At 64.2% G+C, this 14,553-nt stretch carries 14 protein-coding genes and 1 tRNA gene; 5 read left to right on the plus strand and 10 right to left on the minus strand.

Going from position 1 to position 14,553, the window contains the following annotated elements:
• Positions 1–157 precede the first annotated feature (157 nt).
• The 3 genes from QCE63_RS07510 to QCE63_RS07520 form a co-directional block, all read right to left on the minus strand.
• Positions 158–649, minus strand: a complete 492-nt coding sequence (locus QCE63_RS07510) for a hypothetical protein (RefSeq protein WP_309832024.1) — start codon at positions 647–649, stop codon at positions 158–160.
• A 345-nt stretch (positions 650–994) separates the two neighbouring features.
• Positions 995–1,438 (minus strand): large conductance mechanosensitive channel protein MscL, encoded by a 444-nt coding sequence (gene mscL, locus QCE63_RS07515; protein WP_309832026.1) that lies wholly within the window; start codon positions 1,436–1,438, stop codon positions 995–997.
• A 183-nt stretch (positions 1,439–1,621) separates the two neighbouring features.
• Positions 1,622–3,007, minus strand: a complete 1,386-nt coding sequence (locus tag QCE63_RS07520; protein ID WP_309832028.1) for a DUF2252 domain-containing protein — start codon at positions 3,005–3,007, stop codon at positions 1,622–1,624.
• Positions 3,008–3,296: 289 nt separating this feature from the next.
• Between QCE63_RS07520 and glgX the strand changes: the two genes are divergently transcribed.
• Together glgX and QCE63_RS07530 are read left to right on the plus strand one after the other, a co-directional pair.
• Positions 3,297–5,507 carry a glycogen debranching protein GlgX gene (gene glgX, locus QCE63_RS07525; protein WP_309832030.1) on the plus strand — a complete coding sequence of 737 codons (2,211 nt, stop codon included), beginning with the start codon at positions 3,297–3,299 and terminating at the stop codon, positions 5,505–5,507.
• 161 nt (positions 5,508–5,668) lie between these two features.
• Positions 5,669–5,791 (plus strand): hypothetical protein, encoded by a 123-nt coding sequence (locus QCE63_RS07530; protein WP_309808134.1) that lies wholly within the window; start codon positions 5,669–5,671, stop codon positions 5,789–5,791.
• Between the two features lie 82 nt (positions 5,792–5,873).
• Here the strand turns inward: QCE63_RS07530 and QCE63_RS07535 are convergent, their stop codons facing one another.
• The 3 genes from QCE63_RS07535 to QCE63_RS36820 all read right to left on the minus strand — a co-directional run bounded on the left by QCE63_RS07535 (position 5,874) and on the right by QCE63_RS36820 (position 8,623).
• On the minus strand, positions 5,874–7,073 hold the full coding sequence (locus QCE63_RS07535; protein ID WP_309832032.1) for a tetratricopeptide repeat protein: 1,200 nt from the start codon (positions 7,071–7,073) through the stop codon (positions 5,874–5,876).
• Between the two features lie 147 nt (positions 7,074–7,220).
• On the minus strand, positions 7,221–7,901 hold the full coding sequence (locus QCE63_RS07540) for a PspA/IM30 family protein (protein ID WP_309832034.1): 681 nt from the start codon (positions 7,899–7,901) through the stop codon (positions 7,221–7,223).
• Between the two features lie 275 nt (positions 7,902–8,176).
• On the minus strand, positions 8,177–8,623 hold the full coding sequence (locus QCE63_RS36820; protein ID WP_404990088.1) for a plasmid mobilization protein: 447 nt from the start codon (positions 8,621–8,623) through the stop codon (positions 8,177–8,179).
• A 540-nt stretch (positions 8,624–9,163) separates the two neighbouring features.
• On the opposite strand from QCE63_RS36820, the gene QCE63_RS07550 reads away from it, so the two are divergent.
• On the plus strand, positions 9,164–11,737 hold the full coding sequence (locus tag QCE63_RS07550; protein WP_309832037.1) for a penicillin-binding protein 1A: 2,574 nt from the start codon (positions 9,164–9,166) through the stop codon (positions 11,735–11,737).
• 88 nt (positions 11,738–11,825) lie between these two features.
• Here the strand turns inward: QCE63_RS07550 and QCE63_RS07555 are convergent, their stop codons facing one another.
• The 4 genes from QCE63_RS07555 to QCE63_RS07570 all read right to left on the minus strand — a co-directional run bounded on the left by QCE63_RS07555 (position 11,826) and on the right by QCE63_RS07570 (position 13,410).
• On the minus strand, positions 11,826–12,257 hold the full coding sequence (locus QCE63_RS07555) for a copper chaperone PCu(A)C (protein ID WP_309832040.1): 432 nt from the start codon (positions 12,255–12,257) through the stop codon (positions 11,826–11,828).
• Positions 12,258–12,264: 7 nt separating this feature from the next.
• Complete coding sequence (locus tag QCE63_RS07560) at positions 12,265–12,627, minus strand: copper resistance protein CopC (protein WP_309832041.1); 363 nt, start codon at positions 12,625–12,627, stop codon at positions 12,265–12,267.
• A gap of 97 nt (positions 12,628–12,724) precedes the next feature.
• Positions 12,725–13,120 (minus strand): DUF2946 family protein, encoded by a 396-nt coding sequence (locus QCE63_RS07565; protein WP_309832043.1) that lies wholly within the window; start codon positions 13,118–13,120, stop codon positions 12,725–12,727.
• 213 nt (positions 13,121–13,333) lie between these two features.
• Positions 13,334–13,410: transfer RNA gene (locus QCE63_RS07570), tRNA-Met, on the minus strand.
• Positions 13,411–13,672: 262 nt separating this feature from the next.
• On the opposite strand from QCE63_RS07570, the gene QCE63_RS07575 reads away from it, so the two are divergent.
• Positions 13,673–14,170: a heme-degrading domain-containing protein gene (locus tag QCE63_RS07575; protein WP_309832045.1), complete on the plus strand. Its 498-nt coding sequence runs from the start codon at positions 13,673–13,675 to the stop codon at positions 14,168–14,170.
• Positions 14,171–14,214: 44 nt separating this feature from the next.
• Positions 14,215–14,553 carry a multidrug efflux SMR transporter gene (locus QCE63_RS07580; protein WP_309832047.1) on the plus strand — a complete coding sequence of 113 codons (339 nt, stop codon included), beginning with the start codon at positions 14,215–14,217 and terminating at the stop codon, positions 14,551–14,553.

Raw genomic sequence — 14,553 nt, forward strand, 5'->3', positions numbered from 1 at the left:
CATTGGCTGTGGCGGCGCGCGGCTTCCATTAGAGAACATGAAAGCCTGCGGGAATAGTCGGGGTTTGCGCGAGGGACGTGCTCGATCCATCGCCCTGAATGCATCGGGCCTCGCATGGAGGCCCGATCGATTCGCGCTACGGGGGATTATGAAAAACTCAGCGCAACGGACGTGAAGCGGCGTCCCCCGCATCCTGCCGGCGCGCGCCGCGCCGCCTGCGTGCCGAAACGGTGGCACCAAAGTCGTTCAGGATCTGGGTGCGGGCGCGGCTGGCGAAAACAAGAAAACCGAAACCGTTGGCCTCATACCAGTAGCCGCCGTTCTCGAGTCCGTCGAGCGGTTGTTCGAGCGCATTGGTGATGGATTCGACACAGCGCCTGTGCAGTTCGTCGATCGCCGGATAGGGCGGCTGGGCGCCGCGCACGCTGCACAGAAGAACATCGAGTCCGGGCAACACATGGGCGTAGAGCACCGGTTCGTCCTGCGCACGCGCGCGCGCGATCTTGGTGTCTAGCTGACCGAAAGGCCTGAAATGCCGGAGCACGGCGAGGAACGACTCGTCGCCGTCGGCTTTCACGCGTTTACGCTTTTTCGGGAAGGACATAAAAACTCGCCTGAAAAAGAATTGCAAGAAACGCAGCGTCCTCATGCGGCCACTCCCGTCTTGCGCGCCGCACGTCGATCTTTTATAGCGCATCGATGTGAATAGGTCACGGTGATTCGGGCCAAGGATCACGACCGAAGATTTGCACGGTCTCCTGCCTGATTGCACGATCCTGGCGCACGATTCATGCCGTTGACCGATTGGCGGCCCGCTTGGCATCCATCTGGGCATCCCTCTGAGCATCTATTCCCAATAATAGTCCCGCTCCTGCCCGCAAGAACAGCTTTCGTAAAGAAAAAAGCGGCAGGGCGCACCAACGGAAGTGGGCTGCTGTTTATGCAGACCCGCGCACGCCGCGCGGGTTCCTGAGATTCTCGAAGGATCGGCCGCCTAGACGCGCGGTGCGTTCTTCAGTTCGTCGCGGATTTCGCGCAGCAGCAGCACGTCTTCGGGCGTGGACGGCGGCGCGGCGGCTTCCGTGGGCTTGCGCAGGTTGTTGATGAACTTGACCATCAGAAAGATGATGAACGCGAGAATGATGAAGTTGATCAGCACCGTGATGAACGAGCCATAGCCGAACACGGCCACGCCCGCTGTCTGCAAGTCCTTGTACGAATCCGGATTGCCTTTGAAGGTTGGGGGTATGGGTCCGAGTTTGACGAAGAGATTGGAAAAATCGAGGCCACCGGTGGCAAGGCCGACCACCGGCATGATCAGGTCCTTCACGACGGAATTGACGATCGTCGAAAACGCGCCGCCGATGATGACGCCGACCGCGAGGTCCATGACATTGCCCTTCAGGGCGAAGTTCTTGAATTCATCGATCATGCTCATGCGCGGCTTCCTCCAGTTGAAGTTCGGGACGGTGTAACGGGGTAGAGCGGCAGCAAGGGCTATGCCATTGAAACGCCGGTAAGCCGCGCCGCGTCGGGCAATGCGGCGTGGACAGCGTCCATGATAGTCAATTCGACTGCGAACCGCCCGCGCACAGCACACTCGGTCTTGTGCTCGCGTGTCTCACTTCGCCGGCACGCGCCCCTGGCTGATCGCCGCGCAAAACGCGGCGTGGTCCGCCACGGTCTGCGCCCCATAGCGCTCGGCCCAGGTCGCATAGGCGGCATCGAGCTTGTCCGAGCTGCCGCAATAGCCGGCGATGAGCGCGGCGTCGCCGGTGCGGGCGTGGGCGCGCGCGAGCAGCATGCCGAGGCACCACGCGTAGAAATCGAAAGTGGCGCCGTGCAGCCAGTCCACCGGAATCGAGCCGCGAATCTGCTTCATCTGGCGCACGTAGAAGTACCGGCCGGAGATCGTGGTCCAGCCGAGCAGCGCATCGGACGAACTCTGCATCAGCCGCTGCCCATGCACGACGCGCCGTCCCTGATGCTGGAACGGCTCGTCCAGCGGCGGCACGAACGGCGCGGCGGCCGGGACGATGCCTTCCTTCACCTGCACGAACAGCGGATCGCCGAGCGCGCGGCCGAGCATCAGCACCAGATAGGCGCGCGTGCCGACGCTGCCCACGCCGACCACCCGATGCGCGACATCCGCGACGTCGTAACGTTCGAGCATCATGCGCCACTCGCCGGCGATGGTCTGCAGATAGGCCTTCAGGCCATCGATCACATGATTTTTCTCGGCGGCGTCGAGCTGCGTGAGGATCGGCGGATCGACCTTGAAGCGATAGCCCTTGCCCACCGGCTCGGCGACCTTCGCCAGCATGGTCGCGTGCGAACGCTTCATCGCGCGCTCGACCGTCTTCTCGATGGTGGCCTTTTCCTCGGCGTCGAGCCGCGTCGGCGCATCCATGTGCAGGGCGCTCGCGTAGCTGCGCATCTGCCAGAGATCGTACGGATTCACCTGCCAGAGCGTCGCCATGGTCGTGCGATAGCCCGCGCACGCGGACCGCACCGCGCGCTCGCGTCCGGCCGGATCCACTCCGTTTTCGCGCGCCGCGACATTGATGCTTGCAGTCAGGCGTTTCAGGTCCCATTCCCACGGTCCGACGAGCGTCTCGTCGAAGTCGTTCAGGTCGAACACCACGTCCTGACGCGGCGTGCGGAACAGGCCGAAGTTATTGATGTGCGCGTCGCCGTCGATGATGACGTTATGGCCGATCGAAGGCGACTTCGCCAGGTCCCAGGCCATCACAGTGGCGGCGCCGCGCAGGAAGGCGAACGGCGACTCCGCCATGCGCTGCATGCGCAGCGGAATGAACCGCTCCTGGCGGCCGGCGTTGCCGGCGAGAACGCGCTCGACCGGATCGGGGCGAGCGGACTCGGGCTGCCATGCGGCGTGCTGTCCGAACGGCACCGCGTCGCGCAGGGCGCGTCCGGCCGCGCGACTGGCGTCGGCGGTGCCGCCGGTCTGGGGATTCGCTGGGGTGGAACCGGTATGCGTGGACAAGGCGAGCTCTCCTTGAAGTTTGGACACCGTGAGCCGTCCGGCAGATGCGTCAGGCGCGCAACGACCTCGACTTGCACGTTTTACACGGTGTGCGCGTCGGGCACACGGCGGCGCACAAAAAGGGACGCGGCGCATGAACGTCCAGTGCAGCGCCAAGCAAGCCGCGCGCCGTGCCGCTCCACGGGCACGCAAAATGCTCTTTTTCGATCCGCCTTACGTGTCCGCAATGCACACAGCACACACCGCACGATCCCGACGCCACGCGTCATCACTCGAATCCGATCATCTCATGCCGAACGAACACCGCATTGCCGAAGGCTCCCCGTTTCCGCTCGGCGCCACCTGGGACGGAAACGGCGTCAACTTCGCGCTGTTTTCCGCGAACGCCACGCGGGTCGACCTGTGCCTGTTCGACGAGAAGGGCGAACAGGAACTGGAGCGCATCGAACTGCCCGAATACACTGACGAAGTCTGGCACGTCTATGTCCACGATCTCAAGCCCGGCGCCGTCTACGGCTACCGCGTGCACGGTCCGTACGAGCCGGAAGCCGGCCATCGCTTCAACCCGAACAAGCTGCTGCTCGACCCGTATGCGAAGGCGCACGTCGGCGAGCTGAAGTGGGACCCGGCGGTGTTTGGCTATACGCTGCTCGCCGAAGGCGACGATCTCACCTTCGATGAACGCGACAGCGCACCCTTCATGCAGAAGTGCCAGGTCGTCGACCAGAGCTTTTCCTGGACGCACGCCACCCGTGTGCGCGTGCCCTGGGAACACACGATCTTCTACGAAACCCACGTGCGCGGCTTCACGAAACGCCATCCGGCGGTGCCCGAGCACATGCGCGGCACCTTCGAGGGCCTGGGCCAGAAGGAAGTGGTGGAATACATCAAGAGCCTCGGCGTGACGTCGGTCGAACTGTTGCCGATTCACGCGTTCGTCAACGACAGCCATCTCACCGACAAGGGCCTGACGAACTACTGGGGCTACAACACGATCGGCTTCTTCGCGGCGGACCCGCGTTACTTCGCGCGCGGCGCGGGCGTCGTGGCGGAATTCAAGGAGATGGTGGACCGTCTGCATGAGGCGGGTCTCGAAGTGATTCTCGACGTGGTCTACAACCACACGGCGGAAGGCAACGAGCGCGGCCCGACGCTGTCGTTCCGAGGTATCGACAACGCGTCGTACTACCGGCTGATGCCGGAAGAGGCGCGCTATTACATCAACGACACCGGCACCGGCAACACGCTGAACCTGTCGCATCCGCGCGTGCTGCAGATGGTCACCGACAGCCTGCGCTACTGGGTGACGGAGATGAACGTCGATGGCTTCCGTTTCGACCTCGCGACGATTCTCGGCCGCGAGCCGTATGGCTTCGACGAAGGCGGCGGGTTCCTCGACAGCTGCCGCCAGGATCCGATTCTCTCCAGCGTCAAGCTGATCGCCGAGCCGTGGGATTGCGGTCCGGGCGGCTATCAGGTCGGCGGTTTTCCGCCGGGCTGGGCCGAATGGAACGATCGCTATCGCGATACGGTGCGCGGCTTCTGGAAGGGCGACGAAGGCGAAGCGCCCGAGCTTGCGACCCGCATGACCGCGTCCGGCGACAAGTTCAACAAGCGCGGCCGGCGTCCGTGGGCGAGCGTGAACTTCCTGACCGCACACGACGGTTTTACGCTGAACGATCTCGTCTCCTACAACGACAAGCACAACGAGGCCAACGGCGAAGACAACAAGGACGGCCATTCGGATAACAAGTCGTGGAACTGCGGTGCCGAAGGCCCGACCGACGATGACGAGATCCGCACGCTGCGTGAGCGCCAGAAGCGCAACCTGCTGGCGACGCTGCTGTTTTCGCAAGGCACGCCGATGCTGCTGGCCGGCGACGAGTTCGGCCGCACGCAGCAAGGCAACAACAATGCGTATTGCCAGGATGACGACATCAGCTGGGTGAACTGGGACATCGATGAAAACGGTCTCGCGCTCACCGAGTTCGTGCGCAAGCTGACGACCTTGCGGCATACGCTGCCGGTGCTGCGTCGACAGCGCTTTCTGACAGGGGAATATCGCGAGGATCTGCAGGTCGCGGACGCCAGGTGGCTGAGCCCGAGCAGCGACGAGCTGACGCAGGAGCAATGGGACGATCCGAACATGCGCTGCTTCGGCGTGGTGATGGACGGGCGCGCGCAGGCGACGGGCATTCGCAAGCCGGCGTCGGATGCGACCTTGTTGCTGATCGTGAATGCTTATCACGATGTCGTCGATTTCACGCTGCCGGACATTCCGGGACCGGACGAATGGATCTGTCTGATCGACACCAACGCGCCGGTCCGCGAGGAGTTGCCGGTGTTCGGTTCCGACGATGTCTACCAGGTGACGGGCCGCTCGCTGGTGCTGTTCGCGCTGCAGCCGCGCGGCGCGACGCGACGCATCTTCAAGCGTCTGGAAGAAGCGCTGACGGACGAAATCCCGCCGCAGGACCAGTCGAAGCAGTCGGAGCAGTGAGGCGGCAGGTGAGTCGCTGACCGGCGGGGCGGTATGATGCGATCTTTGCGATTGCAATCGAAGGCGGCGCGAGCCGCCTTCTTTTTTCTCCTGATTTCGCTGATGGCCGCTTTGACCTTGCATGACCGCGTGAGCATTCGCCGCCGCGCCACGCCCGCCGCATGATGCTGCGGACGCTGCTCTACCTCGCGAACTGGGATCAGCTGGAGCGGATCTGGGCGTTCGTCGTCGGCTTCTTCAAGTTCCTGTGGGGGCTGCTGCGCTTTCTCGGCGGTGGCGGCTGAGCGCGCTTGTTTCTCGCGCTTCCCCAAAAAAAAGGCCCCGCATGCGGGGCCTTGTCATGTGCTAGGCAGACGGATCAGCGGATCAGGTATCGCGCCAGCCGTCGTCGTTGTTGCCGAGATCCATGCCGCCGCCTCCGCCGTCGCTCCAGTCGTTGGAGCCGTTGCCGAAGTCGAGGCCGCCGCCGTTGTTGTTACCGAAGTCGAGACCGCCGTTGTCGTTCTGCGCCGGACGATCGACCGGCACATCGCGCTCGATCACGCGATCCCGTCCATGCGACAGCGCTTCGCCCAGCAGCACGCCGGTCAACAATCCGCCCATGCCGCCGCCAAACCCGCCGCCGCCTTGCTGGATGATGACGGGCGGCTGCCCTTGCTGCGGCGGATAGGGTCCTTGCTGTTGCGGATAAGGCGGCTGCTGGCCGCGGCCGAAGCGCTCGGCTTCCTGTGCATACGGCGAAGCGTTCGGTGCGCCAGCCTGCGCAGCGGCGGCCGGGTCCGGGCGGCCTTCAGCGCGGGCCTTGAGGCTCGCAACCTGATTCTCCAGATCCTCGATGGCATACGGAGGCACCGGATTCTTCGCGTTCGTCAGTGACTCGACGGTATCGCGCAACTGCGCTTCCGCACCCTCGACGTCCTTCAGCAGCGCTTCATGCCCAGGCGCGGTCGAGAGCCGCACGTCGAGCTTGAGCGAGCGCACTTCGTTGAGAAGATCGGTGGCGCGCTTGAGTTGCCCGCGGCGGTCGGTTTCGGCCTGGCCGTCGTCGCGTGCGCGCGCGCGCCGCAAGCCCCAGCGCAGCACCAGCGCGATGGCCGCGATCAACACCGCGAAGCCGATCCACGCACCCATGCCGATGCCGTGCTTCTGCGGCGCGGCAGCCGCGGCCTGATCCGGGTTGAACGGATTGCGCACCGCCGTCGTGTTCGTGCCGTTGTCCGGGCGCGGCGAGATGCTGGCGCGGGTCGAATCGGCTTGAATGCGCGCTTGCGTAGCCGCGAAGCGCGCCGGATCGGTGAAGCTCAGCGACGGATCGATCGTCTTCGCCTGTTGCAGATGCGATAACGCATCGCTGTAGCGTCCTTCGCGATCCAATACCTGCGCATACAGATAATGCGCGTGGGCATTCTTCGGATGGGCGTCGAGCACTTCGCTCAACTGCGAGTCGGCTTTCTGCCAGTTGCCCTGCGTCATCGATTGCTCGACCTGCTGCACCGTCGGTACGGCGAATGCGAGCGGCGAAGCGAGCGACAGCGACAATGCGAGGGCCGTCAAAAACTTTTTCATGAGGCCGGCCGGACGCGATAAACGTCCGTCTCCTGTTGAAGCTGCAAACATGTCCTGCTCGAGATAACGCATCATGCTCCGACGCGTCGCGAAGCGGTGAGTTGGCGGCGCGCCGGACAATTCAATTGCACCTGCCTCCGTCCGCAATTACTGCGCCGGCGGATTGACTTGCTTCTTCAGCGCTTCGAGACGGTCTTCCACCGACGGACCGCGATTCAGCGCGGCGAGCTTGTCCTCCAGCGCCTTGCCGGATTTCTGGTCGGCCGAATTCAGGCGCGCATCCGAGCGGGCGTTGGCCAGCTGGATCTTGTCTTCGAGCTTCTGAAAGTCTTCGGAAAGATTCTTTCCGCCGATCCCGCCCAGCGCCGTGGCCGCAGTGTCCTTCGCCTGCGCGATCTGCTGCTTCGCCTGGAGGATGTTCGAGCGTGCGTTGAGATCGTTGCGGCGTTGACGCATGTCGGCGATCTGCGTCTTCAGATGCTCGACCGACGGCTCCAGCGTCTGGAGTTCACCGGCGAGCGCGTCGCGTTCGGTTTCGGCGTTGGCTTGCGCGGCGAGCGCTTCACGCGCCAGACCTTCGTCGCCGGATTGCAGCGCGCGCCGGGCGCCGTCCTCGTACTTCTTCGCCTTGTCGGCGGCGGCGTCGCGCTTGCTTTGCTGCGTCGCGACCTGCGCCTCGATCTCGATAAGCGAGTTCTCCGCCTTGGCAATGCTGTCGTCGAGCTCGCGCACGATCTGGCGCGCGTCACGCGACGGATCCTGCATGGTGTCGGCGGCGTCGTTCAAGAGACCCTTGACCGTGCGGGTAATCGAATCGAAAAGCGACATGTATTTCTCCTGGATGAAGACTGCGGCTCGCCTGCGCCGCGTGCTATCTGGCCGCAGCGGGCGTGCGCGGCGCGTAGTTGAAGGGCGAGATGCGGGATTGCAAGCGGTTCGAGAAAAACTTCCCGCGGATGCGAGCGCGAGTGTGCCACCGCGCGGGGTCTGTCCGCCCATTAGAGCACGCCCGCCCTTAATCCGACCTTAACCTGACGTTAAGGAGTGTAACGCCCGATGTTCCCCGGCTTGCGCGGGACACATCGGCCACGGGCAGGGCAGTATCAATGGCCGGAGCCTGAGTCATCGGTGAGCGAGGCGTCTTCGCCTGTATCTTCGCCTGCACCGAGTGAGTCGTGTTCGTTGAGGGTGTCGTCGGTGCGCGGGGCCATGCTTGCTGTGGCGCCGGCGGCAGGCGGCTCCGTCCGGACCCGGGGCGGCAGGGCGGCGCGCTTGGTCGCGTTCGCCGCCGCTTCACGTGCCTCGCGCGCGGCGGCCTTGGCGGCCACGCTCTTCAGCGCGACATTGAGCGGATCAGGCGCCTTCGGAGCGCGCAAGCGGTCGACGATGCCGGCCACCTTGATCTGCTCGCTGGTGGCGTTGAAGTTCAGCACGGCGCGGCGCATGAGTTCGCTCACGCTGATGCCGAGCGTGTCCGCTGTCTTGCTGATGGCCAGCTTCTGCGCGGGAGTGACGAAGACAACGATGCGTTCGCTGGGTTTGGTCGACATGAGCGGCTCGCAAACAGTAAGGCGATCGTAACCGGACGACTGGCTGGACGAATCGCAACTTCGGTTCATCAAACGGCACGACATCTTTACCGCAGGGTTCGCGCATGACCGACCGGGAACCTGCAATCCATGCATCCATCATATCGGTTTGCGCGCGGGCGTGGGCTGAGCGTCGGTGGGCCGCCGCTCGCTGATCACACTCGCTGTTCATGCTTTGAGCACGCGCTGAAACTGCCGTGCGTTCAAACACTTGCCTATATTCTCATACAGTTGTCCACAACTCTGTGCAGTGCCTCTGTGGGTAACTCAACACAAGGGCGGTCACGGGGGGCGGCAAGGGAGCCGCATAAGCCCTTCTGCGCACTCACTTACAAAAAAATCCGTGCGGTTTTGGGGTGACGCGCGCGAATTCTTTAAAATGCGCTGTTACCCTCGGTCGACACCGGCCCGCTCATTCGCTCGCCCGTCTTTGCAGTCGCGCCCGCACAGCAGTGCAGCGGCGCAGCGCGCGCCTCCGGCGCACGCCGAACGAACCCAGTCATGCCTATCATCAAACGACCCGACTCATCGAATTCCACGCGACACGATCGCGAACCCAGCTGGAACGAATCACGCAACCAGGCACGCAACGACTCCGACGCCGGCGGCCGCACCCGCCGCGGCGGCGGTGACGGCGGCGGCCGCCGTGGCGGCGGCAACGGCCACAATGACCGCAACGGCGGAGGCGGCCGTGGCGGCCGCTCCGTCATGGCGCGCATCGCGCTCTGGTTCGCCGGCCTCGTGGCGCTCGGCGCCGTGGTGGGCGGACTCATCGTCGGCTACGCGCTCGTCGTCATGGAGCCGAACCTGCCGTCGCTGAATGCGCTGATCGACTACCGGCCGAAAGTGCCGCTGCGCGTCTACACGGCGGACCACGTGCTGATCGGCGAATTCGGCGAGGAACGCCGCAGTCTCGTGCGCTTCCAGGACATTCCCGACCAGATGAAGAAGGCCGTGCTCGCAATCGAGGATTACCGCTTCTACGATCACGGCGGGGTCGATTTCGTGGGCATCCTGCGGGCGGGCGTCGCCGACCTGATGCACGGCGGCGCATCGCAGGGCGCCAGCACGATCACGATGCAGGTGGCGCGCAACTTCTTCCTCTCGAGTGAAAAAACCTACACTCGCAAGGTCTACGAGATGCTGCTCGCGTACAAGATCGAGCGTGCGTTGAGCAAGGATCAGATTCTCGAGCTGTACATGAATCAGATTTATCTGGGCGAGCGCGCGTACGGCTTCTCGGCGGCGGCGCGCGTGTACTTCGGCAAGGATCTGAAGGACACCTCGCTCGCCGAGGCGGCGATGCTCGCGGGCCTGCCGAAGGCGCCTTCGGCGTACAACCCGGTCGTCAATCCGAAGCGCGCGAAGGTGCGTCAGCAGTACATCCTGAAGCGCATGCTGGACCTGAACTTCATCACGCGCGAGCAGTACGACCAGGCCGCCGCCGAGGAAATCCACACGAAGTCCGCCGGCACCGAGTACGGCGTGCATGCCGAATACGTCGCGGAGATGGTGCGGCAGATGATGTACGCGCAGTACAAGGAAGAAACCTACACGCGCGGCCTGACGGTAGTCACGACCATCGATTCCGCCGATCAGGACGCCGCCTACAAGGCCGTGCGCAAGGGCGTGATGGATTACGAGCGGCGCCACGGCTATCGCGGTCCGGAAGGCAACATCAACTTGCCGTCGAATGCGGACGATCGCGCGGAGGCCATCGAGGACGCGCTCGTCGATCACCAGGACAACGGCGAACTCGTGTCCGCCGTGGTGACGTCCGCGAGCCCGAAGCAGGTGACGGCGCAGTTCGTCGGCGGCGATACCGCGACGCTGTCCGGCGATGCCCTGCGCTTCGTCGCGGCCGCGCTGCGCAGCAATGCATCGAAGACGCTGGCTATCAAGCCGGGTTCGATCGTGCGCCTGATGCGCGACGACAAGGAGAAAAGCGGCTGGCAGATCACGCAACTGCCGCAGGTTGAAGGCGCGCTGGTGTCGATGGTGCCGCAGGACGGCGCGATCCGCGCGCTGGTCGGCGGCTTCGATTTCAACAAGAACAAGTTCAACCACGTGACGCAGGCCTGGCGCCAGCCAGGGTCGAGCTTCAAGCCGTTCATCTACTCGGCGGCGCTCGACAAGGGACTCGGGCCGGCGACCATCATCAACGACGCGCCGTTGTTCTTCCCGGCGACCAACGGCGGCGATCCGTGGGAGCCGAAGGACGACGACCAGCCCGATGGCCCGATGTCCATGCGCACGGGCTTGCAGAAGTCGAAGAACCTGGTGTCGATCCGCATCCTGTCGTACATCGGCACGAGCTACGCGCAGGACTTCGTGACGAAGAACTTCGGCTTCGACAAGGACAAGACGCCGCCGTACCTGCCGCTCGCGCTCGGCGCGGGGCTGGTCACGCCGCTGCAACTGTCCGGCGCGTATTCGGTGTTCGCAAACGGCGGGTTCCGCATCAATCCGTATCTGATCGGCGAAGTCGACGATGCACGCGGCGCCGTCATCTCGCGCGCCAATCCGTTGACGGCGGGCAGCAATGCGCCGCAGACACTGGAGCCGCGCAACGCGTACATCATGAACAGTCTGCTGCACACGGTGGCGACCCAGGGCACGGGCGCGGGCACCAATGTGCTGAAGCGCAATGACCTGCAAGGCAAGACCGGCACGACCAACGACGCGAAGGACGGCTGGTTCGCGGGCTATCAGAAGCAGCTGGTCGCGGTGGCGTGGATGGGCTATGACCAGCCTAAGACGCTCGGCAGCCGCGAGTTCGGCGCGCAGCTGGCGTTGCCGATCTGGGTCGAGTACATGGGACGCGCGCTGCGCGGCATCCCGCAGCAGGAGATGACCCAGCCGGACGGCATCACGACGGTCGATGGCGAGTTGTTCTATGCCGATCGGACGCCGGGCATGGGCTTCGTCGCGAGCGTCGGGCTCGACAACACCAATCCGATGGCCGGCGATGCCACCACCATGGGCGGTGTCGGCCCGGCGGGCATGCAGGCGCCGCCGCCGCAAGTCACCACCGACGAGCGCAAGCAGATCATGGACATGTTCAGCAAGCCGTAGGGGTGCTGCTTTCAAACGCTGCGTTGCAAAGCAAACGCGCCGGGTTCGGAAAGAACCTGGCGCGTTTTTTATTTCAGGCGGCGGCTTGTCAGTGACCGGTCGCGCTTGCCGGCTTGACCGAGCAATTCATCTGCAACGTGGACTTGTCCGCGAACGTCAGCGTGAGCGGAATGCTGGAGCCGACCTTGAGCGGCTTCGCCGGTTCCTCCAGCATCAGGTGATAGCCCTTCGGCGCGAAGTCGAGCTTGCCGTGCGCGGGGACATCGACGGAATCGACGGGCGACATCGTGGCCGTGCCGTTCTTCATGTCGGACTTGTGCATCATCGCCATGCCGAAGGCGGGGGTGTGCGCGTCGGTGAGCGTGACGGGCGCGTCGCCGTTGTTGGCGAGGCTGAAATATCCCGACGACGGCAGCGTGGGCGGCATCGCGCGAATCCAGCAGTCATGCGCTTCGAGCGTGGCTGCCTGGGCGAGGGACGCGCATGTGAGCGCGCCTGCGAAAAGAACAATTTTTTTCATGTGGTGCTCACTTGACGGTGAAGTTGTAGTGGCCTTGCGTGCGATGCCCGTCCGCGGCGAGCGCGGTCCATTGCACCTTGTAGACGCCCGGTTGCAGCGCAGGAAGCGCGACGCTCATGTGCTTCTTGTCGCTGTCGGCGACCACGGATTTTTCGGTGTTGACCTGCGTGCCTTGCGCATTCGTGACGATGAGCTTGCTGAAGGTCGGTTCGAGCGCTTCGCCGAAATCGATGGCAACCTCGTGCGGCGCGCTGACCGTCGCGCCGGGGCCGGGTTGCTGCAGCTTGGGCAAGGCGTGGGCGAGCGCGAGTTGCGTGGCCAGGGCGCAGGCGAGCGCGAGCGCGCCGCGCATAAGCGATGAAGGCGTCATGACGTGTCCTTGAAGGCTCCGGACGGGGTGCGTCGCGGATGGGTGTTGATGAGGAACGAAGGCTCGGCGCGCTGATTTCAGGCGCGCGCGTCAGAGGTCAGAGAGCGGCGGGCGGGGCACGGGGTTGTGCGGTGCGCAGTCGTGCGCTGAATGGCGCGTCGGCGGGAGCCTGGGTCGTGAACGGTTCACGGGCGGCTTGCAGGATGTCTGGGCGGGATGGCGCTGCGGGCGGCGTGGGCGCGTGCGCGATGAAGTCGCAATAGGCGCAGGCTTGCAGGTGCGCGAGCCTGTCGTGGTTCGTGCGATGAGCGGAAGCCTGCTGGTCTGAATGCGCGATGGGCGCAATGGAAGCGCAGACAGAAGCGAGCAATGCATCGATACGCGCATGTTCGAGCGCCTGCGATGCGACGGGCGCAAGCGAGAGCAGCAGTATCGCGCAGAGTGCTGCGATTCCGCCGATCTTCCTGACGATGGCCCGACGCAAGTGATGCATGCCGCGTTCGATGTTTGGACGATGCTGAACGGGGGGATTATGCCATGGGGGTATGGCGGGACGGGGGCGGGTGGAGCGGCGATTCGACGCGGATTGAATGCAGAAGAAGAACCGCAGACAACAAAAAACCCGCTCGATGGCGGGTTGATGTGTACGACGTGTTGCCGGATTCGCTGGCCCTGACAGATGCCACACTGCATGAATCTTCAACTGTGGTTGCGGGGGTAGGATTTGAACCTACGACCTTCGGGTTATGAGCCCGACGAGCTGCCAGACTGCTCCACCCCGCGTCCGTCGAAGAAAAGATTATAAGGCATCGCTTACTTGAGCGCAATGGCTTGCTCGTCTTTCCATACATATCGAATCGAAATGCCTGCTCAGGGCAAGCCCGCCTCAAGTCGCTTGAGCACCGATACATGGCCGGTTCACATGGTGCTGTCTCATCCGCGCGTGTCAAAATCGCAAGCCTCGGCCATGTGCCACGCACAGAGGTGCCGCAACTCAAGCGCGGCACACACCCATCAAGCAAGCCAGTCAAGGAGTCGCACGCTCATGGACATTCCACACGTTCTGCAGGCCATCGCGCATCAGGAACGCACGCTCGTGTTCCCGCAGTTTCATGCCGAACAGGCGTGGCAGATCGGCTCGCAATTGCGCGAGATGGCGGTGGCGCGCGGCGCGGCCGTGGTCATCGATGTGCGCACCTTCGGCCGCAAGCTCTTCACCATCGCGCTCGACGGCACCACGCCCGACAATGCGCGCTGGATCGAACGCAAGTCACGCACGGTGGAACACTTCCGCCGCAGTTCGTATGCGCTCGGCCTTACGTTGCAACAGGCGGGCACCACGCTCGCCGACAAGTTCAGCCTCGACCCCGCCGAGTTCGCCACGCATGGCGGCGCGTTTCCGCTGCGCGTCGCGGGCGCGGGCGTGATCGGCTCGGTTGCGGTCTCGGGACTGGCGCAGCGCGACGATCACCAGATGGTCGTCGAAGCGCTCTGCGCGGTACTTGGCCATGACTTCAGCCAGCTGTCGCTCGGTCAGGACTGACACGCGACGACCGACACGCAACCCCCAGGCCCTCAAAGGAATCGATGCGCTCAACCGCTTATGTCCTGCTCGCGATCGCGATCGTCGCCGAGGTCATCGCGACCTCCGCGCTGCGCGCCTCCGATGGCTTCACGCGCCCGCTTCCCGCCGCGATCGTCGTGGCCGGGTACGGGGTGTCGTTCTATCTGCTCTCGCTGACGCTGCGCGCGTTGCCGGTCGGCGTCGTCTATGCCGTGTGGTCGGGCGCGGGCATCGTGCTGATCACGCTGGTCGCCGCGCTGCTCTTCAAGCAGACGCCCGATTTGCCCGCGCTGCTCGGCATGGGCCTCATCGTGGCGGGCGTCGTCGTGCTCAACGCGTTCTCGAAGATGAGCGCGCACTGA

It is taken from the genome of Caballeronia sp. LZ065, from assembly GCF_031450975.1.
Lineage (GTDB): Bacteria > Pseudomonadota > Gammaproteobacteria > Burkholderiales > Burkholderiaceae > Caballeronia.